19 protein-coding genes and 1 pseudogene are annotated in these 23,089 nt (G+C 61.6%); 4 read left to right on the top strand and 16 right to left on the bottom strand.

The genetic code is table 11. The features are described from left to right. Positions 1 to 327: 327 nt before the first annotated feature. On the top strand, positions 328 to 1,986 hold the full coding sequence (locus tag ACYVD0_RS06670; protein WP_460426093.1) for a nitrite/sulfite reductase: 1,659 nt from the start codon (positions 328 to 330) through the stop codon (positions 1,984 to 1,986). Continuing rightward, positions 1,970 to 2,467, top strand: coding sequence for a DUF934 domain-containing protein (locus ACYVD0_RS06665; RefSeq protein WP_460426092.1), 498 nt, complete (start codon positions 1,970 to 1,972; stop codon positions 2,465 to 2,467). The genes ACYVD0_RS06670 and ACYVD0_RS06665 overlap by 17 nt, the downstream gene beginning before the upstream one ends. Before the next feature lie 54 nt (positions 2,468 to 2,521). Here ACYVD0_RS06665 and sohB read toward each other — a convergent pair whose 3' ends face one another. Next, positions 2,522 to 3,544 (bottom strand): S49 family peptidase, encoded by a 1,023-nt coding sequence (sohB, locus tag ACYVD0_RS06660; RefSeq protein WP_460426091.1) that lies wholly within the window; start codon positions 3,542 to 3,544, stop codon positions 2,522 to 2,524. 207 nt (positions 3,545 to 3,751) lie between these two features. On the opposite strand from sohB, the gene ACYVD0_RS06655 reads away from it, so the two are divergent. Both ACYVD0_RS06655 and ACYVD0_RS06650 read left to right on the top strand, forming a co-directional pair. Next, the gene (locus ACYVD0_RS06655) at positions 3,752 to 4,462 is read left to right on the top strand and encodes a histidine phosphatase family protein (RefSeq protein WP_460426090.1); all 711 of its coding nucleotides are present in this window, start codon (positions 3,752 to 3,754) and stop codon (positions 4,460 to 4,462) included. A gap of 52 nt (positions 4,463 to 4,514) precedes the next feature. After that, positions 4,515 to 4,829, top strand: coding sequence for an SCP2 sterol-binding domain-containing protein (locus ACYVD0_RS06650; RefSeq protein ID WP_460426089.1), 315 nt, complete (start codon positions 4,515 to 4,517; stop codon positions 4,827 to 4,829). A gap of 87 nt (positions 4,830 to 4,916) precedes the next feature. On the opposite strand, the gene nudC is transcribed toward ACYVD0_RS06650, so the two are convergent. The 15 genes and pseudogenes from nudC to ACYVD0_RS06575 all read right to left on the bottom strand — a co-directional run bounded on the left by nudC (position 4,917) and on the right by ACYVD0_RS06575 (position 23,085). Continuing rightward, positions 4,917 to 5,747: an NAD(+) diphosphatase gene (gene nudC / locus ACYVD0_RS06645; protein ID WP_460426094.1), complete on the bottom strand. Its 831-nt coding sequence runs from the start codon at positions 5,745 to 5,747 to the stop codon at positions 4,917 to 4,919. A gap of 260 nt (positions 5,748 to 6,007) precedes the next feature. Further along, a complete protein-coding gene (locus tag ACYVD0_RS06640; RefSeq protein ID WP_460426088.1) occupies positions 6,008 to 6,688 on the bottom strand; it encodes a dienelactone hydrolase family protein in 681 nt (226 codons plus the stop codon). A gap of 278 nt (positions 6,689 to 6,966) precedes the next feature. Then, positions 6,967 to 7,107: a PAAR-like domain-containing protein gene (locus tag ACYVD0_RS06635; protein ID WP_460426087.1), complete on the bottom strand. Its 141-nt coding sequence runs from the start codon at positions 7,105 to 7,107 to the stop codon at positions 6,967 to 6,969. A gap of 150 nt (positions 7,108 to 7,257) precedes the next feature. Continuing rightward, a pseudogene (locus tag ACYVD0_RS06630) lies at positions 7,258 to 7,887 on the bottom strand (DUF3540 domain-containing protein). Positions 7,888 to 7,931: 44 nt separating this feature from the next. Next, on the bottom strand, positions 7,932 to 8,999 hold the full coding sequence (locus ACYVD0_RS06625; RefSeq protein ID WP_460426086.1) for a pentapeptide repeat-containing protein: 1,068 nt from the start codon (positions 8,997 to 8,999) through the stop codon (positions 7,932 to 7,934). Next, entirely contained in the window at positions 8,996 to 11,578 is a 2,583-nt protein-coding gene (locus ACYVD0_RS06620) for a DUF2169 family type VI secretion system accessory protein (RefSeq protein WP_460426085.1), read from the bottom strand. Before ACYVD0_RS06620 ends, ACYVD0_RS06625 begins: the two co-directional genes overlap by 4 nt. A 247-nt stretch (positions 11,579 to 11,825) precedes the next feature. After that, complete coding sequence (locus ACYVD0_RS06615; protein ID WP_460426084.1) at positions 11,826 to 12,239, bottom strand: hypothetical protein; 414 nt, start codon at positions 12,237 to 12,239, stop codon at positions 11,826 to 11,828. Positions 12,240 to 12,276: 37 nt separating this feature from the next. Next, a complete protein-coding gene (locus ACYVD0_RS06610) occupies positions 12,277 to 15,027 on the bottom strand; it encodes a type VI secretion system Vgr family protein (protein ID WP_460426083.1) in 2,751 nt (916 codons plus the stop codon). After that, positions 15,024 to 15,470, bottom strand: a complete 447-nt coding sequence (locus ACYVD0_RS06605) for a hypothetical protein (RefSeq protein WP_460426082.1) — start codon at positions 15,468 to 15,470, stop codon at positions 15,024 to 15,026. Before ACYVD0_RS06605 ends, ACYVD0_RS06610 begins: the two co-directional genes overlap by 4 nt. 114 nt (positions 15,471 to 15,584) lie before the next feature. Next, entirely contained in the window at positions 15,585 to 15,974 is a 390-nt protein-coding gene (locus tag ACYVD0_RS06600; RefSeq protein ID WP_460426081.1) for a DUF4150 domain-containing protein, read from the bottom strand. Positions 15,975 to 15,992: 18 nt separating this feature from the next. After that, complete coding sequence (locus ACYVD0_RS06595; protein ID WP_460426080.1) at positions 15,993 to 16,625, bottom strand: DUF3540 domain-containing protein; 633 nt, start codon at positions 16,623 to 16,625, stop codon at positions 15,993 to 15,995. Between the two features lie 94 nt (positions 16,626 to 16,719). Then, positions 16,720 to 17,790, bottom strand: coding sequence for a pentapeptide repeat-containing protein (locus tag ACYVD0_RS06590; protein ID WP_460426079.1), 1,071 nt, complete (start codon positions 17,788 to 17,790; stop codon positions 16,720 to 16,722). Further along, positions 17,787 to 20,420 (bottom strand): DUF2169 family type VI secretion system accessory protein, encoded by a 2,634-nt coding sequence (locus ACYVD0_RS06585; RefSeq protein ID WP_460426078.1) that lies wholly within the window; start codon positions 20,418 to 20,420, stop codon positions 17,787 to 17,789. Before ACYVD0_RS06585 ends, ACYVD0_RS06590 begins: the two co-directional genes overlap by 4 nt. A gap of 1 nt (position 20,421) precedes the next feature. Next, positions 20,422 to 20,817, bottom strand: a complete 396-nt coding sequence (locus ACYVD0_RS06580; RefSeq protein WP_460426077.1) for a hypothetical protein — start codon at positions 20,815 to 20,817, stop codon at positions 20,422 to 20,424. 63 nt (positions 20,818 to 20,880) lie between these two features. Next, positions 20,881 to 23,085, bottom strand: coding sequence for a type VI secretion system Vgr family protein (locus ACYVD0_RS06575; RefSeq protein ID WP_460426076.1), 2,205 nt, complete (start codon positions 23,083 to 23,085; stop codon positions 20,881 to 20,883). Positions 23,086 to 23,089: the final 4 nt, after the last annotated feature.

Here is a 23,089-nt window from a genome sequence, read left to right as displayed (position 1 = left end):
CATCGTGTATCCCTTCTCGACAAAGAGAAGACACGCTACACCAAACCTGCTCGGGCTGAAGCCGCTTGAAGCTACGGGCGCATCCGTTCATGCGATTGCCCTGCCCTGAGCGGAACGGCCAGCCCTTCGTTGAATGGTTGCTTTGACTGGCCGCCAGTGAAGCCGAATCGCTTTTGAGCACTTTTCAATAACAAGTGATTCTAGGGTTATAGAAAAACATTACTTTTACGCATAACCCTGAACTGTTATCGTAACCCGCTCTCCGAAAGCGGTGCGCGGTCGCGCGCGCAGAAAAAGCAGTAAGCAGCCTGACCGACAGGACACTTCATGTACGTATACGACCAGTACGATCAACATATCATCGAGGACCGGGTCCGCCAGTTCCGCGACCAGACCCGCCGTTACCTGGCCGGCGAGCTGAGCGAGGAAGAATTCCGTCCGCTGCGTCTGCAGAACGGTCTGTATGTCCAGCGCTATGCCCCCATGCTGCGCGTGGCCGTGCCCTACGGGCTGCTGTCCTCCCTCCAGTTGCGCAAGCTGGCGCAGATCGCCCGCGACTACGACAAGGGCTACGCCCACATCAGCACCCGGCAGAACGTGCAATTCAACTGGCCGGAGCTGGAGGAAATTCCGGAGATCCTCGCCGAACTGGCGACGGTGCAGATGCATGCGATCCAGACCAGCGGCAACTGCATCCGCAACACCACTACCGACCAGTTTGCCGGGGTCGCCCGCGACGAGCTGGTGGATCCGCGTCCCTGGTGCGAGATCATCCGCCAGTGGTCCACCTTCCATCCGGAGTTCGCCTTCCTGCCGCGCAAGTTCAAGATCGCCGTCAACGGCGCCGCTAGCGACCGTGCCGCCATCGAGGTGCATGACATCGGCCTGGAAGCCGTGCGCAACAGTGCCGGCGAGCTGGGCTTCCGCGTCTCGGTGGGCGGTGGTCTGGGCCGCACGCCGATCGTCGGCAGCTTCATCAACGAATTCCTGCCCTGGCAGCACCTGCTCACCTACCTGGATGCCGTGCTGCGGGTCTACAACCGCTATGGCCGCCGCGACAACAAGTTCAAGGCGCGCATCAAGATCCTGGTCAAGGCGCTGACGCCCGAAGTGTTCGCCGAGCGGGTCGACGCCGAATGGGCCCACCTCAAGGACGGCCCGTGCACCCTCACCGCGGCGGAAGTCGAGCGCGTCAGCCGCTGCTTCGTCGATCCAGCCTATCAGACCCTGGAAGACCAGGACGCCGCCCTCGCTCGTCTGGACGCCGAGCATCCGGGCTTCGCCCGCTGGCGCGCGCGTAACGTGTTCGCCCACAAGAAGCCAGGCTACGCCGCCGTGACCCTGTCGCTGAAGCCCACCGGCACCGCCCCGGGCGACATCACCGACAAGCAGCTGGACGCCCTCGCCGACCTGGCCGACCGCTACAGCTTCGGCGAGGTACGCAACTCCCACGAGCAAAACATCATCCTCGCCGATGTCGAGCAGACCCGCCTGTTCGAACTGTGGGGCGAGCTGCGCGAGCTGGGTTTCGCCACCCCGAACGTCGGCCTCCTGACCGACATCATCTGCTGCCCGGGCGGCGACTACTGCTCCCTGGCCAACGCCAAGTCGATCCCGATCGCCGAAGCCATCCAGCGCCGCTTCGACGATCTCGACTACCTGTTCGACATCGGCGAGCTCGATTTGAACATCTCCGGCTGCATGAACGCCTGCGGCCATCACCATGTCGGTCACATCGGCATCCTCGGCGTGGACAAGAAGGGCGCGGAATTCTACCAGGTGTCCCTCGGCGGCAGCGCCAGCCGCGACGCCAGCCTGGGGCAGATCCTCGGCCCGTCCTTCGCCCAGGAGGAAATGGCCGAGGTGATCGAGAAGATCATCGCCGTCTATGTGGAAAAGCGCGTCGAAGACGAGCGTTTCATCGATACCTTCCGCCGCATCGGCATCGAAGCGTTCAAGGAGCGCGTTTATGCAGCGAATCATTAAAAACGGCCAGGTGATCGACGAAACCTGGCACCTGCTGGACAAGGACGCCACTCTCGAGGGGCTGTCCAACTCCGACGACCTGATCGTCCCTCTGGCGCTGTGGCGCGAACATGCTCATGCCTTGAAGGTCCGCGACGGCGGCCTGGGCGTGTGGCTGGACAGCGATGAGGAAGTGGAGGAAATCGCCGAGGATCTTGACCACTTCAAGGTCATTGCGCTGAATTTCCCCAGCTTCACCGACGGCCGCCATTATTCGAGCGCCCGCCTGCTGCGTGAACGCTATGGCTATCAGAGCGAGATCCGCGCCATCGGCGACGTGCTACGCGACCAGCTGTTCTTCATGCAACGCTGCGGCTTCGACGCCTACGCCATCCGTCCGGACCGCGATCCCCACGATGCCCTGCAGGGCCTGCAGGACTTCTCGGTGTGCTATCAGGCCGCGGCTGACCAGACGCCGCTGTTCCGCCGCCGTCAGGGCTGAGGTTCAACCTGCTCAAAAAGAAGCCCCGTTTTTGGCGGGGCTTCTTTTCCCCAATCACTGATAATGGCGCTGATTCAGGCGCTCCCACCAGCTTGACAGAACGCGGTCCACTGCCAGGGCGACCCCTAGGCCGAAACGCTCCTGCAGGCTCTTCTTCTCGGCGTAATGCAGCTGGAACAGCTCCGCATGTCCGGCCTTCCCTGCCAAGTATTCGTCGCTGGTCATCAGCTCATCAACCAGCTCCTTGCCCAGTGCGCTCTGCCCCAGCCAGATCTCGCCAGTGGCAATCTCGTCGATGGACAGCTGCGGCCGGTAGCGTGCAACGAAATTCTTGAACAGCTCATGGGTAGTTTCCAAGTCCTCCTGGAACTTCTCTCGACCTTTCTCAGTGTTCTCGCCGAATACCGTCAGAGTGCGCTTGTACTCTCCAGCAGTGAGCACCTCGAAATCGATATTGTGCCTCTTCAGCAACCGGTGCACGTTGGGCAGCTGCGCCACCACGCCGATGGAGCCGAGAATGGCGAAGGGCGCGGAGAGGATCCGCTCGCCAATGCAGGCCATCATGTAGCCACCACTGGCCGCCACCTTGTCGACACATACGATCAGCGGTACGCCCGCCTGACGGATACGCGCCAATTGCGAAGCAGCCAGGCCATAGCTGTGCACCATGCCGCCACCGCTTTCCAAGCGCAGTACAACTTCGTCCTGGGGATTGGCCATGCTCAGCACGGCAGTCACCTCATGACGCAGCTTGTCAGTGGCGGAAGCCCGAATGTCGCCATCGAAATCCAGCACGAAGACCTTGGACTTTACCTTGCCTTCCTTCCTGTCCCGCTTCTCGGCCTTGGCCTCCGCCTTGCGGTGCGCTTTCAAATGATCCTTGTCTAGTACCGCCTGCTCCAGGCTTTCGCGCAGGTTTTTGTAGAAATCGTTGAGCTTGTGCACTTCGAGATGCCCAGCACCCTTGTGACGATCTCTACTGCGCAGTGCTGCGATGGCGATCAATATCACTAGAATGCCCGCCAGTACCGTCACGGTTCTGGCCAGAAAGCCCGCATAATCGAGAAGAAACTCCACAGCCGTCCCCTTGATTCAACATACAAACAAAACGCCCGGTCTCGAGCGCTGTCGAAGCGTTCAAGCATAACGAGAGGGTTATGCCCCGACCAGCACAATAGATAGAAGGAAGCAAAGCCTCCATGAACGACAGAAGGCCAGACATTGACAGTTTTCCACCTGCCCTCCTAACCTCGAAAAAATAACAATAACCACAGGGATATGGACGTGGGCAGCATCTATCTGATTCGACATGGCCAGGCCTCGTTCGGAGCACTGGATTACGACGTGCTTTCGCCCCTCGGCAAACGTCAAGCTGAAATACTTGGCGCCCATCTGGGCCGCTCAGGTGTCAGCTTCGACCGCTGCATCAGTGGCTCGCTCAGGCGCCAACAGCACACCGCCAGCGCAACACTGGAACAACTGAACCTTGCTGGCATGAGGACTCCGGCAATCGAAACCGATCCAGCTTTCGACGAAATCAATATTGATGCGGTGCTCCAGGCTCACCTTCCAGACATCTTTCCGACTAGTCAGGAGATGCAACTCGCCCTGCAGCAGGCGGCCGCGCAACCGAGCAGTTTCCAGCAACTATTCGGCCAGGTTATTGAACAGTGGATTTCCTGCCAGCACGAGAAGGCGACATTGGAGAGCTGGAGCGGCTTCCGTGAACGGGTGCAAGGCGGCCTCAATCGTCTGCTGGCCGATGCAGACCCACAAGCGCGGATTGCCGTGTTCACGTCCGGCGGGCCGATCATCACCCTGCTCCATCTGATCGTTGGCGTGTCAGCCAACAAGGCATTCGAGTTCGCCTGGCAGATCGCCAATACATCGTTCAGCCAGTTAAAATTCCAAGGTAATGTGGTGACAGTGACCTCCTTCAACAGCCACGCGCACTTGGAAATGATGCAGACACCGGAACTCATCACTTACCTATGAGTTTCGGAGCTCTTGCGACCCGCACACAGCCCCTCTCGAAAAGGATCAATACATGACTTCTGTTGCCGACATCATCGAAACCATGAAATCTAGATTCGACCCTAGCGCCGCTTCCGGCCTGGACTTGATATTCCAATTCACTATCAAGGATGCCGACAACCATTACCTAGTGGTCAAGGATGGTACCTGCGAGGTTCACCACGGCGAAGCCGATGAGCCCAATGTCACCCTGATCATGGACAGCAAGACCTTCAAAGGCATCACCACCGGTGAAATTGGCGGCATGCAGGCCTTCATGTTCGGCAAGCTTCGTGCCGAGGGCGACGTGAAACTGGCGATGAAGCTGAGCGAGCTGTTTCCACTCTGAGTTCAGCCCCCGCGCTGAAGAAGGCTCAGTTGTCCCTGTTTCGCTGCCGGATCGGCTGGCAGAGCCAGCGATCCGGTGCAGCCGAGCTCAACCTGGCAAAGGAGGCTCTCCGAGCCCAAGGCGCTGCGCCCGATAAAGCTCGATCAGATAGCGGGCAATCGAGTAGGTCGAGGGCAGCGGCGGCAAGTCGGCCAGACCAAACCAGCGCGCATCCTCTATCTCCTCGGGCTGGAGGACGATTTCCCCTCCGGCATATTCGGCATGAAACCCCAGCATCAGCGAATGGGGGAAAGGCCAGGACTGGCTGGCGATGTATTTCGGTTTCCGAATCTCGACACCAACTTCTTCCCGTACCTCGCGCACGACACACTGCTCGACGGTTTCACCCGGCTCGACGAAACCAGCCAAGGTGCTATAGATGCCGCTGGCAAAACGCGGCGAACGGGCCAGAAGAACTTCATCGCCATGGGTGACCAGCACGATCATGCTCGGTGACAATCGTGGATAATGTTGCTCCTCGCAACGTGGGCAATGCATTGCCCGCTCTCCCGGCAGCAGTTCCATCGGCGCCCCGCAACTGCCGCAGAAACGATGCTGCCGGGCCCAGGTACCGATCTGCGCTGCATAGCCAAGCAATCTGAAGGTTTCAATATCGCTCTCGAGCATCAGTTGACGCAGGCTCTGCCAAGAACAACCTGTCACCTCGGTGGGACTTTCCAACTCGAGCAGGCGAACCGGCTCGCCATCGCGACTCCCGAGCCCATGCTCGACGATCACCGGCAAGCCTTGCCTCCGCAGCCATTGGTAGGGAAACAGCGGCCCTTGCGGGCCAAGCAGAAAACGCTGTCGACATCGCGCTAGTGCCAAGCCATCCGATGGGAGGTCAATGTTTATTCCGGGACTCCAGCAAGGGCTCATCATTTGAAGGGATTCTCCTGCCTCCTGCCCCTTCGAAAGTTGGCTTGCGAGTACCAAACCATCCAGTGCGACAGGGGCCAAATTACAAACTGTATAAGGATATTCAGTTCGTAAGCCATAGTGTCCAGCACTTCCTGATTATGTATTGACAGATCTGTGCTGGCGGATATGGGCAGATCGGGTCATTGATGTTCTTGTTCGTGCCCCGCTACCAGAAGTCACCATCGCGTCGTTCATCTTCACCAGTATTTGGTATGCGGCTACAGCAATGCTGCCACCTTGGGCCACCATAGCGGAACACCATCCTCGTCTAGCACCATGGTATGAGCGTCATCTTTGAAGTGGCCGATATCGACGAACTCTGCCGCAGCGCCCCGCTCCACATAAGCGGCATGCATGGCCCGAGCGAACTCGATAGGCCAGAAGCGATCATTCCGGCCATAAAACCAGAGCGAGGGGCGCTTGCTTCGCAGGCCAAAGTGGCGAAAGGCACGCAGCAGGGGGTCTTGCCAGCCATTGCCATACTCGGAACGCAAGCCGCCCATAAAATTGACGAGTGCACGAACCCCGGCGTGTGGCTCGTTGCCATAGGCCAACGTCCCGAGTGAGCCATAGGAAAGCCCAGCCACGATGATGCGATTAGCATTGATTTTCGGGTGACATATCAGGCCGCGAATCGCTGCATCGATGTCCTTGGCGCAGCACAAAGCTCCTGACAACGGGTTCAGCCAGTGGCTGAGGTGAGTGCCGCCCGAATCGGCAAAACCCTTGCGATTGGGGGCGGCTACTGCGTAGCCGTGCCGTACCAGCACGCGGGCGAGCACCGTAGGTTCGAAGCGAGGTTGCGCTGCGGAGGCACCGTAGCTCTTACCGTGGTTGAAGACCCAAAGCGGAAACGGTCCGTGCCCGTGCGGCAGGTACAACGTCGTGACCAACGGCACGGATGGTGTGTCGTGCGACGGCAAATATAAAACCTCTCGCACCCAAGGCGATAAACGCACCCAAGGTGGCGGGGGCAAGGCCAGGTGCGAATGGAGCGTGGCCACTCGCATCCAATGGCTATCTGCAATCCGGTAGCTCATGGCGCTAGCAGTAGCACGATGTTCTGGCTCGGCATCAGCCGCATGCCTAACGCATTGTTGTTGTTCTGCAGTGTCATGCTGGTCAGCCGGGTGGCGGGCTTGCTCTTGAGCAACACGATGAAAGCGCCCGTCATATATCAGGATTGCGCCATGAAGCGTTGGGAAATGATCCCACCCAACGAACCCGGCGTATCGCCGATGGTGACAAAGGTTCGGGTACTCATGTTATGCGCCGGGGAGCGCTTCACCAGCACGTGATAGCAGCCGGGGCGCGCCATCTTGGCATCGGCCCTGGTTGAGGTAGGGCATGGTCAGCATCTGCGGCGGGGTCTTGCACACATCCGGAAAAGTCAGGCATTTGCCTTTCTGCTGGGTGTTCATGAACATCGCCGATTTCTCCTGGAAAACCTTGGGTTCCATCCGGCGATTCAACCGATATGGACCTGCCGCGCCTTGGCCTTGATCACTTCCCTGGCCATCACCGCCGTGTATTTGCCGTGGATGAGCACGCGCGCCGCGCCCTCATAGTCGAGTTGGGCTGCACGTACCTGGTCGATCTGCTCCACTCGGCGCAGGCTCACCTTGGTGAGCTGCAACACGCGGTCCACCATGGTTTCGCACACCCGCCCCACCAACCTCAGGGTGCCGACCGCGCCCTGCCACAGCACCCCGGTGTAGCGCAAGCTGTCGACAGTCACCTAGCCGGTCCGGGCGCGCACCACCAGCCGCTCACCGCTCAACTCGACCGCCTGCGCGGCCTGCACGGTGACCGGGCCCTGCCCGATGGCGAGTACCAGGTCGCCCTCCAGTTGCAGCCGGGCAGCGCCTTCGCCGGCGCGCTCGATCACCGCCAGCAGATACAGTTGCGCGCCGACCACCGCTAGTAGCACTGTGTCGCCGATCTCGGGCCGCAGCAGGCAACTGGCGACCTGGCGGCAGGTCCGGCCGCGGCCATCGGTTTCGGTCAGGAACAGGCCGCCGCCAAGGTTGGCGATGACGATACCCACCTCATGGAGGGCCGGCACGGCATCGGGTATGGATTTCAGTTGGATCGGCATGGGAGCTCCGAAAAGGAAAATGAACGATATCGGGGACAGTGTCGCTAAGGGGTGGTCTTGGACTGGATCAGCGCGTGCAACTCGGCCTGCCATAGCGCCTCGTCGCGCTCGATCATGGCACGACGCGAAGTGAAGCGTGCATCGCCCAGCAGCGAACGATGAAAGCGGGTGTGCTCGAAGACCGCGTCGCTGAAGTCGGCGCCGGTGAAATCGGCGTAGGACAGCTCGGCATGGGCAAGGCACGCGCCGTTGAAGCGTGTTGTCGCAGCCTGTACCCGCAGCAAAGTGGCCATGTCGAGCTGGGCGCCGGAAAAATCCGCCTCGGCCAACCGCGCCCCTTCCCACACGCTCTGGCTGAACTGACCCATGCGGCAATCGGCGCGACTGAGATCAGCCTCGGGAAACAGTGCATGGCGGGCATCGACGCCAGTCAGCCGGGCGCCGACGAGGCTGGCTCCCTTGAACACGGACTGGGTAAGCAGCGCGCCGCTCAGGTCGATGTCGTCGAGGATGGCGTCGGTGAACTGGCAGCCCACCAGTCGCTGCCCGGCCCATCGCTGCCCGGCCAGATCGCTTTCGCTGAAAACCACGCCATCGAATTCGGTCGCGTCGAAGCGGGTCTCGCGCAGGTCGAGATCGAACAGGGTGGCATCGTGGAGGGCGGCACGGGAGAAATCGGCCCCGCTCAACACGCAGTCGATCACCTCCAGTTCGCTGGCGCGCAGCGCGCCGCCATCCAGGCCGCTCAGGTCACTTTCGATCAACTGCACCTTGTCCAATACCGCCCCGCTCAAGACCGCCCTTTCCAGCTTGCAACGCACCAGGCTCACCTCGGTGAGCAGCGCGCCGTCGAAGCGCGCCCCGGTCAGGTCGCACTGATGCCACTGCGACTGCTCCGCTTCCACCTGAGCGAAACAGGCGCCGACCAGCCCGCACTCGCTGAAGATCGTCTCGGTAAGGGTTGTGCAGGTGAAATAGGCAGCAGAAAAATCACAGCCCAGGAACACGCCGCCCGAAAGGTCGAGCGCGGACAGATCGAGCCCGCGCCCATCGACATCGCTGACCGGCTCGCCCGCCCGGATGGTCTGCAACAGCTCTTCCACGCCATTCATGGCGCCGTCTCCGTCGGGCCACGCCGAGGGTAGGTGAGCGCGCGGACGGCATGCACGCGATCCAGCACCGTCGATGCGTCGAACCAGGCGTTGCCCAGGTCGGCTTCGAACAGATTGGCGTCGCTCAAGCTGCAACCGCGCAGGTCGGCCTGCTGCAGGATGGCCTGCATCAGATTGGCGCCATCGAGCCGGGCCGCGTTGAAACGGGTGGCGATGCAGAGCGTGCCTGCCGCATTGACCCGGCTCAGATCAGCCCCGACCAGTTGGGCGCCGGAAAAATCGCAGTCCTTCAGTTGCGCCGCGCGGAAATCGGCACGTGCCATCGGCATGTCGCGGAAATTTCCTTCCTCGATCCGGGCACCGCCGAATTTGCAATCCTCGAGCCGACTGTCCAACGCGAAGCTGCAGGAGACCAAGGACGCAGCGGCGAAATCGGTGCCATCCGCAAGCGTGGAGGCAAAACAGCAATCGTCGAGCCGGGCTTCGGCAAAGCGGGTGTCCTCCAGTACGCATTCCGTGAAGGTCACACCCTCCAGTGAAGCCTGGGCGAACGATACCCCGACGAATTCGACTTCCTGCGCATCGAGCTCGGCGAGTTCCGCGCCGGCGCAGTCGCAATCCACCAGCATGGCGCGGCACATATGGCCGCTCAAGGTGATCTGCGTCAGGTCGCACTCTTCCAGCAGCGCCTCCCACCATTGCGTGTCGGTCAACCGGGCTCCACGCAGCGTGGCGCCTTGCGCCCGCAGCTCGGAAAGGTTGGCGCCGTCACAGTCGGCCTCCACCAGCGAGGTACGCAGCAGATGCGCCCGGGCCAGCACCGCCCTCTGAAGCCGCGCGCCATCGAGCCGGGTATCGGTCAGGTTCGCGCTTTCCAGCAACGCGCCCGTCATATCGGCCCCGCTCAGATCCAATCCGGAAAGATCCGCGCCGGTCAGATCTAAGCCAGTCAGGTCACGATCGAACTGGTAGCGTTCGAGCACACGCTCGCGCAGCGCTTGCGCCGCCTCGGGTAGCAACGCTGGCGCCGCGCCGCAGAATTGCACGCTTTGCCGATAGCTGTCGCGCAATTGCGCGGCGAGTTCGGCGCTCGGCGCCGGCCCTGCGCCGAACGCCGAAGACTCGAGAAAGCCCGAATCCTGCAACAGGGCGAGTTTACCCCCGAGATCGAAGGGCTCGGGCTGGGCGTCGGTTTGCTCCGCCGCCTGCAGGCGCTGCTGCAGCGCCGCGTCTGGCCCGTCCTCGGGCAGATCGTCGAGCAACGCCTGCCGCTGCCTGGCCGCTTCGGCCAGCCAGCATTGCTCCGCGGCCTCCATGCCTTGGGCGTAATCAGGCAGATCGGCCAGTCGCCGCAGGGTCGGGAGCTCCTCATCAGCCACACCAGCACCTTCGGGCAACGGGCGATCGGGGAAGTGCTCGGCATACAGCGCGGCATGGCGTTGCCGCTGGTATTCCGCCATCGGTCCCGGAGCATCCGGCTCCAGTTCGTCGAGATCGAAACCGGGGCCGATCAGCGCCGGACTGACGAGGTCCTGGTCGCAGTAGGTGTAAAGATCGCCATGATCCGGATCGAGCCGTTGGCGGAGCACCTGCTGGTAATGCTCCAGGGTACGCGGCGCATCGCTCGCTTCGAATGCCGGCATGATCAGTACCGGTGCGGCCGGCCCGGCATCGACGCTGCCGTGATAGATCAAGGCCGCGCACTCGCGATGGGGGAAGAACCAGGCCGTGGTCAGACGCAGGGACATCTCCCCGAGCTGTTCGAGCTCGTCGCCATCGCGCAGTACGAAGCAGCGTGCGGCACCTGCCGGCAGGCTTCCGGCCAGCAGGGGATGATCGGGATGGAGGTTGACGAAAGCGTAGGTCGTTCCGGCGGGAAGCGTCGCCAACCCGTGCCATTGCTGGTCCTCGGGCGCGGCATTGAATACCCGCCAATCCAGGTCGTCGGCGAAACCGGGGAAATCCTGCTCCAGCCAGCGCTGATCGTGCCGGCCCAGCAATCCCAGGCGTTGCGACGTGTCCAGGGGCAACGGGCCGAAGCCTGCGGCAGCGGGCGGCTGCTGCCTGGGGCCGCTCAACAAGGCGTGGGGCAGCTCGACATTCGGCAGGCGTTGTACCAGGACGCCCTGGACCTCTTCCCGCTCCATTCCGATGCCCTGCGGGTTGGCCGGATAGGCGGCACCGCCGTAGGCATGCGCCCAATCGATGCATTGCAGCTCATAGGCTTGCGCGGCACTGGCCTCGCCGGCCAGCCAGTAGCGATCGCCGAAGACCATGAGATGCTTGGCCTTGTCGCCGACCTCGGCCCGCACCAGGCACCGCGTCCGCTCGGACTGATGCGCGGTGAAGGCATAGCCGGAAATCAGGAACTCGGGATGCGCCTTTGGGATGAGCAGATCGAACACCGCGCCATCCTCCAGCTCGTCCTCCAGCACATCCCACAACTCCTGCTCATGCAGCAGTTGCGACGGCGCGCGCAACGACACCAGAGCGGTGACGGCCACCCCGATCGACTCCCGTTGACGCCAACTGAACGGCCGAGTCATCACGCCGAGGCGTAATGGTTTGATGATTTCCATGCTTAGCGTTCGCTCCTGGTCTTGTCACGACAGCGTCCCTGGCGAGCCGGCGCGGGGTAAGACGCACGGTATGCATACCACCCGCGGTTTGCCAGGTCACAGCGCCCCAGCCCAAGGCCGGGCTGCGAAGGCCTAGGCGGAAGAAAGTCATTCATTTCGCTCTACTCCTTGAAAATAACCGCTGATGACCTACGTCGGACGCCTAGTGCCCAACTGTTCCGGCGCGCTGTTGAAAAATTTCCGGCTCTCAGCGCTCACCGCAGGTGGCCGCGGCTTGCGCTTCAGCGCCCAGGCACGGCAGGTCAATCACCAGTTGCTGCGGATTCTGGCGATCCACACGTAGCGGCACGTCCAGGCCCGGCTGCACGCGCGGCAGGTACACATGGGGAATCACCTGCGAGAACTCGGCCCTTACCGCCTGCCCGGCCACGCCATAACGCACCACCAGTTGCGCCACCGGCTGGTCGTTGACATAGGTGGTGGTGGGCCTGATCGAAACGACTTGTCCCCGCTCGAGGCGCCCTTCCCGCAGCAGCCTGTCATTCAGCTCGTTCATGGCGTTGAGCGGTGCCATCGCCGTGGCACCTATCCAGAACAGGAAGCCGAAGACGCCGACGACCGCCAAGACCAGTGCCACCTTGATGAAATCGCTGATGCTCATTTCCTCACCCTTCACTGATTGACCGGAGCCCGGCGGTTCAAGGCGTGCCATTTCCGCCGCCGGTCGGCGGCTGAGGAGGTTTCTTCACCTTGTTCTTGACCGTTTTCACGATCTCACCGCCCTTCTTCTGGACGGCCTTACCCGCCTTATTGACGCCCCGCTCCGCCGTGGTGGCAGCACCCTTGACACCCCGCCCCGCCGCGGTGGCGGTATCGGATACGTTTTTCTTGATCTTGGCGAGCCTGTCCCTTCTCGCCTGGCGGGCCGCCTGTTTGGCCGCGTCGAAGTCCGCCCTGGTCTCATGCTTCTTACTGAACCTGAAGGTTTTCTCTGCCGGGTCGGTCTCGGCATTGCTATCGTTCTTTTTCTTTTCCAGCTTCTTCCTGTACGAGCCACCCCCGAGGATCCTCACCAGCTGGGACTTGATGGTATGGGTCACACCCTTGTCATAGGAGGTCAGCACGTTCTTGTTTTCCACCGATACCGTTTCGTTCTTGAAGAAGGTGTATTCCTTCTTGCCGATCTCGTTGCGCTTGTATTCGAAGCCGTTGTAGGCGGTGTTGACTGCGGTCAGGGAGATCTTCAAGCCATCCGCGCTGAGATTGAGCCCCGTCGCCCGCCCTTTGACCGAGGTGGCATCGAGATTGAGGCGGGAGTGGGTGGTCACTTTATTGGCGTAGGTGGTAACAGTTCCGCCACCCATTACCGGTATGTTGGAGTTCGAGGAAGCGCCGCCGCCACCGGCCCCCGCCGAAATCGTCACATCCCCCGCCGTCACTGTGTGCATGCCCCCGGTCTGGTAGCTGGCGGCCTGCATCACCGTCACCGTGTGCCCCTGCTGGACGGTGGTGGTGCGGCTGCCGGTGACCGTAGTGTCGTGGTCCTGGCCGATGGTGACGGTGTGCGAGCCGGTGACATCATGCGTGTGATCCGCCTTGACCCTGTGCTCGAACAACTGCTCGTTGGTGCGGGTTTCCGGCGCCTCGTAAGTCTTGGTGGCGATGCCTTTCACCCGGTGGGTGTAGGTGTCCTCGTAGGTCTGGTCGTGGGCGCTCTTGCGCAGCACAGTGGAGGCACCGACCGAGGTGTGCGCCCAGGTGTCGTGATAGGTCTCATCGGCCCTCTTGATGACCTTGCGCGTGCTCTCGCCTTCCACGCTGTGGTCATAGTTCTGCAGGATGGAGGTGCTTTTGTTGCCCTTGACCGTCTGCGTGGCGTGGCGGCCGATGGTTTCGCGGCGGTCGTTGCCGATCTCGTGTGCCTTGTCACGCTCCACCGTGGTGCGGTGGTCGAGCTCGGCATGGAACCAGAGTTCCTCCTCGCCCGGCTTGTCTTCGAAGCGGATCGCGTTGGCATTGGCGGGCGAGCCCTTCAGCGAGCGGCTCACGAACCCGCTCTGCGTGGCGCTCGCCGGGAGGCTGAACGGTGGCATCTGGTCGGCGTTGTAGGTGCTGCCGATCACGATGGGCCGATCCGGCTCGCCAGCAATGAAGTCGACGATTACTTCCTGACCGACGCGCGGGATGTAGATGCCGCCGAAAGTCGAGCCGGCCCAGCTCGACGAGACGCGCACCCAGCAGGAGCTGTTCTCGTCCATCTGGCCATAGCGATCCCAGCGGAACTGCACCTTGATCCGGCCATACTGGTCGGTCCAGATTTCCTCGCCGGCCGGTCCGACCACCACGGCGGTCTGCGGCCCGTTGGTGCGTGGCCTGGGGGTGAGCCGGCGCGGGCGGAACGGCAGGCTGGTGGGCTGGGTGACAAAGTCGAATTCGTAGTAGGCCAATTCGGGATTGGTGGCGTAACCCGGCTCCTTGATCCGGTAAGTGACGCTCACCACCAGGTATTCGCGGTTGGCGTCCATGCGCGGGCAGTTGCGCAAGCTGAAGCGGTAGCCCGGCGCGAGGCCGCGCGCGGTGGCGTGCCCCTCGTCGCGCTCGCGCTCGGCCTGCAGTTCCTCCAGTCGGATGCGGCTGTAATGCTCCGATTCGCCGAGGTCACTGTAGCCACCCAGCCAGTCGTAGACCTCGTACTGGCCATGGTCGTGCAGCGCGGGGTTGCTGCGCTGGTTGCGCATCCGAATCCGCGGCTTGGTGAAGTTGTAGTCATCGGTCACATAATTTCCCGGCGCGATCTCCTCGGCGACATGGTAGGTGTCGATGCACTCCTCTTGCGCGGTCACCACACGATCGGCGGTGAAGAATGGGATGCTGTCGTAGCCGGGAAAGGGCTCGTGCGTGCCGATGTCGTCGGCCAGCACCAGCGTGTGGCTACCGAGCTCGTGCTTGAAGAAGTAGTAGATGCCCTCGTGCTCCATCAGCCGGCTGACGAAGGCGAAGTCGGTCTCCTGATACTGCACGCAGTAGCCCCACTGCCGGTAGCTGCCGGTGAAGCGCATCTCGATGGCGAAGCCGTATTCGCCCAGCACCGTTTGCAGGATCTGCGGCACGGTCTGGTTCTGGAAGATCTTGCAATCCTGCGTGCGCGTCAGCAGCCACAGCCACGGCCGCACGATGGCGCGATAACGGTACTGCCGGTCGGTCCTGTCTTCGCGGCCGATCAGCGTGGCGCGTGCGACTATGCCGTCGAGGTAGCGGACACCATCGGCCTGGGTGGCGATTTCCAGCGTCAGCGACTTGCCGAGCAGCGATTTCAGGTCCAGCGAATGGCTTTCCGAGAGCAGCTCAACCTCGAATTCGAACAACTGTGACAAGGCTTCGCAGCCGTTCATAGCGCGAAACCGCAGCGATTCGCCGAGCGGAGTATGGGCCTTGACGATACGATTCATCTCTTGTTTCCCCGTTCCTCGGGTGACTCCTCCTGCGGCATTGGCCCGCTACCATCGAAGCGATAGACGAAATCGCCCTCCGCCGCATCCAGCGTCACGCGCGACAGCGGTGCGCCCCCGCCGGCACGCAGCAACAGTTCGCGGCTGATACGCGGCAGTACGGTATGGGTGAGGATGGCGTCGACCATGCGGCCGCCCGATTCGACTTCGGTGCAGCGCGCGCCCACCAGCTGCACCGCGGCCGGCGTGTAGTGGAAATCGATACCATGGTTGTCGCGCAGTCGGCGGCCTATCCGGGCCAGTTGCAGCGCGACGATGCGTGCCAGCATTTCGTCCGACAACGGGTAATGGGGCACGACCGACAGCCGCCCCAGCAGCGCCGTCGGGAATACCTGCAACAGCGGCTCGCGCAGTGCGCCGGCCAGCACCTCGGGCTCGGGCAACAGCGCCGGGTCCTGGCACAGCCTCATCGATAAGTGCGCCCAAGGTGGGGAGGCAAGGCCAGGCGCGAATGGGCCTGGCCACTCGCATCCAATGGCCATCTGCAATCCGGTAGCTCACGGCGCTAGCAGTAGCACGATGTTCTGGCTCGGCATTACCCGCATGCCCAACACATTGTTGTTGTTCTGCAAAGTCGGGCTGGTCAGCCGCGTTGCGGGTTTGCCTTTGAGCAGCACAGTGAAGGCGCCCGCCACGTAGCGCGACTGCGCCATGAAACGTTGGGAAATGATGCCACCCAGAGAACCCGGCGTATCGCCGGTGGTGATAAAGGTGATTGTGCCCATGTTATGCGCGGGCATGCGCTGGACCAGCACATGATAACAACCAGGTCGAGACATCTTGGCGTCGGCCTGGTTGAGATACGGGATCGGCGCCATCTGCGGTGGCGTCTTGCACACGTCGGGAAACGCGAGGCATTTGCCCTTCTGCTGAGTATTCATAAACATCGTCAGCTTCTCCTGATGTCAACCAATGTGAACTTGGCGGGCCTTTGCTTTCAACACGTCTCGCGCGGTCACCGCGGTGTACTTGCTGCGAATGCGCACGCGTGCAGAGCCTTCATAATCGAGCTGTGCCGCGCGTACGTGCTCAATCTGCTCGATACGGCGAAAGCTCACCTTGGCCAGCTGCAACAAACGATCGACCATGGTTTCGCAGACTTGGCCGACGAGCCGCACCGTACCCACCGTGCCTTGCCACAGCACGCCGGAATAGCGCAGCTGTTCCACGGCCAGATCCCCTGCTTCGGCCCGTACGGCAAGGCATTTGCTGGAAATCGCCACGGTTTGCGCCGCCTGCATGGCGATCGATCCTTGCCTGCTGGCAAGGACCATGTCGCCTTCGACCTGCAACTGTGCGGGACCGGCGGATGCCCGCTTGATGACTGCGAGCAGATAAACCTCAAGCGGCGCGCCTACGCTGGCGAGCAGCACCGTATCGCCGACCTCGGGCAGCAGCAGGCAACTGGCCGCGCGCCGACAACTGTAGCCATGTCCTTCGGCTTCGACAAAGAACATGCCATCACCAAGGTTGGCGATGACCGTAGCCAACTCGTTGGCTGGCAAGACAGCGACCTGGGGCTTGAGCAGTGCGGACATGAAGGACTCCATTCCCTATTGATAGGAGGACTGGGTAAACGTGAGCATGGAAATAGTCGATGCGCCGATGAGAGTCACGTACTGACCTGCTGCGTCACGGTTGGCCTGGCGTAGCCGATCTGGCCAGCAAACGCTCCTCGGCATCCCACAGCTCCTCGTCCCGCTCGATCGACCCACCGCGTGAGGTGAAGCGGGTGTCGTCCAGCGAAGAACGGTGAAAACGCGTTTGTTCGAAAACCGCGTCGCTAAAGTCGGCCCCGGTGAAATCGGCATACGACAGTTCGGCATGCTGGAGCCGGGCGCGATTGAAGCGCGCACCGCTGGCCTGTGTGCGCTGCAGTACGGCCATGTCTAGCTGGGCATCGGAAAAATCGGCATCGACGAGCAAAGCTCCTTCCCACACGCTTTGCCCGAAGCGGCCCTGCCGGCAGTCCGCGCCGCTCAGGTCGGCATCCGGGAATAGCGCGTATTGCGCGTCGACGCCGGCCAGCTTGGCACCCACCAGGCTGGCGTCCTTGAATACGGCCTGCGTCAGCACCGCACCCGTCAAGTCGCTGCCGTCCAGCGTGGCTTCCGAAAACTGGCAACCAGCCAGCGATGTGTGCGCCAATCGTTGTCCGGACAGGTCTGCACTATTGAAAATGACTCCCTCGAACTGGGTATTCGTGAAATTGGCGCGGCAAAGATCCAGCTCGAAGAACGTCACCTCATTCAGGCTGGCCTCGCTGAAATCACAACCCGGCATGTCGCATTCGTTAAATGAGCTCTCGACCAAGGCCGCCCCCTTGAATGATCCATGGGCCATCTCGCATTGCGCGAAATCGACGGCATCGAGCATGGCTGTATCAAAACTGGCTCCGCCTAGATTACTCATCATGAAAGCCGCCTGATCGAGGATGGCTTCGTTGAATAAGCAATCCATTAATTCGCAGTTCTGCCATTGCGCCCCATCGAGTTGCGCCGCGCTGAAGTTGGCCGCAGTCAAGATGCAATCGATGAACATGCATTCGCTCAGCGTGGCTGTTTCCCAGTCGGTATTGGTCAAGTCGCACCGCAAAAACAGGCCGCCCGAAAGGTCCATGCCTGCTAGCTGCCGTCCCTGCAGGAAGCGATCTTCAATGGCCTCGCCCTGCTGCACTGCTGCCTGTATCTCATCGGGCGTCATGGCGTACTATCCTCCGGCCGGCGGCGTGGGTGGACATTGGCTCGTCCAGTATTTGCATCGTCCAACACGGTAGCGGCATCCAGGTGCACCTCGGCCAGATCGCTTTCAAACAGGGATACACCATGCAGATCAGCGGCGCGCAGATCAGCCCGCCTGAGCATGGCCCGCATCAAATTGGCGCCTTCGAGCTGGGCAGCGCCCAGATCCGCCCCCGCAAAGAGGCAGCCAGTCGCCGCTGCCTTGCGCAGGTTCGCGCCGCGCAGCTGCGCCTCCGACAGATCGCAGTCCATCAGTCGTGCTTCAAGAAAGCTCGCCCCGGACAACCGCGTCGCGCGCAGGTTGGTCTCGACCAGGCGCGCGGCGGTAAAGTCGGATTCGCTGAGGTCGCTTTCGAGCACTATGTAGCATGCACTTAATACAGCCTGGACGAACCGGATGCGGAGCGCATCCGTATCGACCAAGCTGCAGTTGTCCAGCTCCGCGCGTTCAAAGTTGGCTACTTCCAAAATCGACTCTACCCAGGTAGTGGCATAGAGCGTCGCATCGGTGAATAAGGGCTGTGTCAACAGACAGGAGTAAAACGAGACGTCATCCAGCGCAGCACTGTCGAAGCAACATGAGGTCAGCGTGCATTCTTGCCACATCATCCGGGCAAACCGGGCACGACTGAAATCGCATGCGTCGAGGTGAACCTCCCACCATTCACCATCGCTGAACTCCGTGTCGGCGAAGCAGGTATCGCGCGCCACCGCATGCGACAAATTGGCACCACGGCAATTCGCGCCACGCAGCGACGTGCCCTCCAACTGTGTCCTGGCGAGAATAGCCTCGGTCAAGTCGGCGCCATCGAGTCGCGTGCGTGCCAGATTGGCGCTCTCTAGCAGGGCTCCGGCCAAGCGCGCACCGGTGAGATCCATGTCGGACAAATCCGCACCGGTCAAATCCATCTCCGACAGGTCACGATCGAGCGCATAACGTGCTGCCACCTTGTCGCGCAATACCTCGGCCTCCGCTCCAGTCAATGTGGGTGCAGGCTTGCAGAACTGCACCGAATCCCGATACAGCTGACGCAATTGCCGATCGGTCTCCTCCTTGGGCGGCGGGGCTACGCGCCCATCGAGCGGCGCCGAAAACAAGGCAGGATCGTAGGCTGCCTGCAATTGAGACGAGCGGGCTGCGAAGTCAAAAGGCGGCACTTCGTTCACGTTTTCCAGCTGCGCCAGCAAAGCACGGGTCGCTGCGGTTGACTCCTGTTTGCGCAGGGTCTCTAGAAGATTGGCGCGCTCGGCCTCGGCCTTGGCTTTGAGTTCCGCCTCCTTGCGGCGCAGTCTGGCCTCGAACTGAGGCAGGTCGGCCAGCCGGTGTAGTCGCAGGTCATCCATATCGTCTTCGCCGGATGGGAAACCCGCTACCTTGTCCGGGTCGAGCCCGACCGAGCGCATCCGCTCGCGCTCGTCTTGCATGGTCTGCTGATGGCGCTGCATCAAGTTGCGCATCATGGGACCGGGCGGCTCGCTTTCGAGTGAGTCGGTATCGAAGCCGGCACTGATGAATGACTCGCTGATCAGCGCGGCTTCGTCGAAGACATACAGGTCACCGTCATCAGCATCCGATCGCTGCGCCAGCACTGCCGCGTAGTGGGCAGATTCACGCGGGACATCGCTCGCCTCGAATGCCGGCATCAATTGCAGAATGTCGGAGGCCTGTTCGTCAGCGACCGCAAGATCACCGTGATGGATAAGGGCGGCACATTGCGCATGCGGAAAAAACCACGCCGTCGTGAAGCGCAATGGGACTTCCTCGAATCGAGGTTCTTCTCCAGGCAAATGCCGCGTGACAAAGCAGCGTGCCAGCCCATCCGGCAGCCGCCCCGCAAGGGAGGCCAATTCGGGGTGCATGTTGAGAAACTCGTAGTCCACTCCGCATGGTATGCGGTCGCGATCGAGCCATTGCTGATCCTGTGGCGCCACGTTGAAATAATGCCAGTCGAATGACTCCGGGAAGCCCGGGCAGTCGCGCTCCAGCCATTGCTGGTCGTATTGGCCCAACTTTGCCATGTGCGACGGCGCGGTGATGTCCAGCATGCCAAACCCCGCCGGCATGTCGGGCTGCTGACTGGGGGAAAGCAGTTGCTGCAAGGCGTGCTCAATGTTGGGCAAACGCTGCACGTTCAGCTCGTTGATGCGTTCTGGCGCATGGCCGATGCCAATGGGATTCTGGGCATAGTCGGGCCCGCCATAGGCCTGACGCCTGCCAAGCGGCATTGCGTCGAACTCAGCCGGCGGAGTGGCACGCCCCTCCACCCAATAGCGATCGCCAAACACCATCAAGCGCTTTTGCCTGTTGTCCACGCGGGCTTGCACTGCACATACGGTCTTGTCCGCCGAGTGATGCGTGTACGCATAACCGGTTACCAGGAATTCGGCGGATGGCTTGGGCATCGTCAGGTCGAACAGATCATCCTCATCCAGTGCCTCATCGAGCAACGCCCACAACTCTTGTTCCGGAAGCAGGACGGGCGGCTTGTCGAGCGTCGCCAGCGCGACGACCGACAGCGAAAGCCGGTGGCGCTGCTGCCAGCGATAGGGCCGCTGCAACACACCGAGCCTCAGGGGTTTGATGATTTCCATGTCACTCCTTCCCGAGGGGGGCATTGAGCCGCCCTAAGTCGATCACGACCTGGCCATCCGCTGCTTGCCCCACCCGCAGCGGAATGACCGATCCGGGCTGTACACGCGGCAAATCGGTAAACGGCACGCGTTGTTCGAACACCACCTGCGTTTCGGTGTTGCCTTGGAGGTAGCCGATCGTGAAGCGCGAGACCGGCTGGTTATTGATCAGGGTATTGGTCGGCTCGATCAGCAGCACCCGCCCTTCCATAGCCTGGCCGTTCTTTATAAGGCTTGCATATGTATCATCGAGCCCCATGATCGGCGCCAGCACTCGTATTACCACCCAGATGCCAAAAACCAGCACGCCGCCGATCAACAGCGCCAGCACGGTGTACAGAACATTCAATCGAGTCAATGCACTCTCCTGCGCTGCTCAACTTTCCCTGGAAGACCCCTAGTGACCTGTGCGGTTGATTGGTTAACTCAAGGGTCGAAGTTCGAAATCAAATTGTCCGAGTTGTGGCGGCTCCTCTTGTGGCGGTTGTTGCGGTTGCTCTTCCCGCTGTTGGCGTTGCTGCTCTTCCCGCTGCTGGCGTCGCTGCTCTTCCCGCTGGCGTCGTCGCTCCTCTTGCCGAAGTCGTCGCTCCTCTCGAGCTCTATCACGATTTTCTTGTGTTCTAGTGCTAAATGGACCTGACATGAAACTCACAAGACCGTACTTGATCTGGCGCAACTTACCTTGCGCGTTATAAGCAACGGATACCTTGTTTTCGACGGTCGTCGCCTCGCTCTTATAGAAGTTATATTCCTTCTTTATCATTTCATTGCGGATGAAGTTGGCCACGTTATACGTGTTATTGACTCCGGTAATAGCGACTTTTATCGCGTCGCCACTCAGATTGAGGGCAGCTACTGCCACCTTCATTACGGAAGCATCAATATTAATGATCGACTGGGCCGTAATCTTGACGCCGCTCACGGCGATGGAGCCATCCCCTATGACCGAGTTGCTGATATCGGTCGAGGCGCCGCCTCCGCCGCTACCGGCTGAAATCGTGATATCCCCCGCCGTCATGGTGTGCATCTTGGCGGTGTGGTAACTGGCGCTGTTCATCACCGTCAACGTATGATCGCGACCAATGCTTTCGGTGCGGTCGTTATTGACCTCGGCCCGGTGATCGCGCTCGGCTTTGAACCACAGCTCTTCCTCTCCCAGCTTGTCCTCGAAGCGGATCGCGTTGGCGTTATTTGGCGCGCCCTTCAATGAGCGGCTGAGGAAGCCGCTCTGCGTGGCGTTCAGCGGCAGAGTGAACGGCGGCATCTGGTCGGCGTTGTAGGTGCAGCCGATCACGATCGGCCGATCCATTTCGCCGGCGATGAAGTCGACGATCACCTCCTGCCCCACCCGCGGGATGTACACACCGCCGAAGTTGGAGCCGGCCCAGCTGCTGGATACCCGCAACCAGCACGAACTCTCCTCGTCCTTTTGGCCGTAGCGGTCCCAGTGGAACTGCACTTTGATCCTGCCGTACTCGTCGGTCCAGAGCTCTTCGCCGGCGGGGCCTACCACCACGGCGGTCTGGGGGCCGTGGGGACGGGGCTTGGGCGTCGTCCGCTGCGGCCGGTACGGCAGGCTGACGGGCTGGGTGACGAACTCGAAGTCATAGCGGGCCGGCTCGGGATTGCTGGCGTAGCCCGGCTCCTTGAGGTGATAGGTGACGCTCACCACCAGATAGTCGCGGTTGGCCTCCTCCCGCGGACAGTTGCGCAGGGTGAATCGATAGCCCGGCGCCAGGCCGCGCGCGCTGGCATGGCCTTCGTCGCGTTCGCGCCTGGCCTGCAGCTCCTCCAGACGGATGCGCGTGTAGTGGGCCGCCTCGCCGTAGTCCCGGTAGCCGGTCAGCCATTCGTAGACTTCGGAGTCGCTGTGCTCGTGCTCCGCCGGATTGCTGAGCAGGGCGCGCATCAGGCTCTTCGGAGCGGTGAAGTTGTAGTCGTCACCGACATAGCAGCCCGACGCCATCTCTTCGACGACCCGGTAGATGTCGATGCACTCCTCCTGCACCGCCACGAAACGGTCGGCGGCGAAGAAAGGAATGCTCTCGTAACCGGGAAAGACTTCGTGCGTCTCGATGTCGTCCACCAGCACCAGGGTGTGGCTGCCCAGCTCGTGCCTGAAGTAGTAGTAGATGCCCTCATGCTCCAGCAGCCGGGAAACGAAGGTGAAATCGCTTTCCTGGTACTGCACGCAGTAGCCCCATTGGCGGTAGGAGCCGGTGAGCGATAGCTCGACGGTGAAACTGCCATACTTCCCGAGGATTTCCTGCACGATCTGCGGGACGGTCTGCTCCTGGAAGATCCGGCAGTCTTGGTTGCGGCTGAGCAGCCACAGCCAGGGACGGACAGTGGCGCGGTAGCGGTACAGCCGCGCGGTCCGATCCTCGCGGCCGTACAGCTCGCAGCGGGTGACCAGGCCGTTGAGGTAGCGCACCCCCTCGTCCCGGGTGGCGATTTCCAGGGTCAGCGAACTGCCCAGCAGCGTCTTCAGGGACAGCGAATGGCTTTCCGCCAGTAGCTCCACCTCGAACTGGAAGGGCTGCGACAGGGTCTCCGTGCCGGTCATGGCGCGGAAGAGCAGCACTTCCTCGCCCAACACGCTGTGTACCTTGACGTTACGGTCCATGCTG

It is taken from the genome of Azotobacter armeniacus (assembly GCF_054779355.1).
This window is presented reverse-complemented; position numbering and strand designations above follow the sequence as displayed.

Bases quoted from the DNA above. Each gene is read 5' to 3' on its own strand.
- ACYVD0_RS06670 (WP_460426093.1), top strand. From the start codon at position 328: ATGTACGTATACGACCAGTACGATCAACATATCATCGAGGACCGGGTC.
- ACYVD0_RS06665 (WP_460426092.1), top strand. From the start codon at position 1,970: ATGCAGCGAATCATTAAAAACGGCCAGGTGATCGACGAAACCTGGCAC.
- ACYVD0_RS06650 (WP_460426089.1), top strand. From the start codon at position 4,515: ATGACTTCTGTTGCCGACATCATCGAAACCATGAAATCTAGATTCGAC.
- nudC (WP_460426094.1), bottom strand. From the start codon at position 5,747: ATGAGCCCTTGCTGGAGTCCCGGAATAAACATTGACCTCCCATCGGAT.
- ACYVD0_RS06635 (WP_460426087.1), bottom strand. From the start codon at position 7,107: ATGGCGCGCCCCGGCTGCTATCACGTGCTGGTGAAGCGCTCCCCGGCG.
- ACYVD0_RS06625 (WP_460426086.1), bottom strand. From the start codon at position 8,999: ATGAATGGCGTGGAAGAGCTGTTGCAGACCATCCGGGCGGGCGAGCCG.
- ACYVD0_RS06620 (WP_460426085.1), bottom strand. From the start codon at position 11,578: ATGGAAATCATCAAACCATTACGCCTCGGCGTGATGACTCGGCCGTTC.
- ACYVD0_RS06615 (WP_460426084.1), bottom strand. From the start codon at position 12,239: ATGAGCATCAGCGATTTCATCAAGGTGGCACTGGTCTTGGCGGTCGTC.
- ACYVD0_RS06610 (WP_460426083.1), bottom strand. From the start codon at position 15,027: ATGAATCGTATCGTCAAGGCCCATACTCCGCTCGGCGAATCGCTGCGG.
- ACYVD0_RS06600 (WP_460426081.1), bottom strand. From the start codon at position 15,974: ATGTTTATGAATACTCAGCAGAAGGGCAAATGCCTCGCGTTTCCCGAC.
- ACYVD0_RS06595 (WP_460426080.1), bottom strand. From the start codon at position 16,625: ATGTCCGCACTGCTCAAGCCCCAGGTCGCTGTCTTGCCAGCCAACGAG.
- ACYVD0_RS06590 (WP_460426079.1), bottom strand. From the start codon at position 17,790: ATGACGCCCGATGAGATACAGGCAGCAGTGCAGCAGGGCGAGGCCATT.
- ACYVD0_RS06585 (WP_460426078.1), bottom strand. From the start codon at position 20,420: ATGGAAATCATCAAACCCCTGAGGCTCGGTGTGTTGCAGCGGCCCTAT.
- ACYVD0_RS06575 (WP_460426076.1), bottom strand. From the start codon at position 23,085: ATGGACCGTAACGTCAAGGTACACAGCGTGTTGGGCGAGGAAGTGCTG.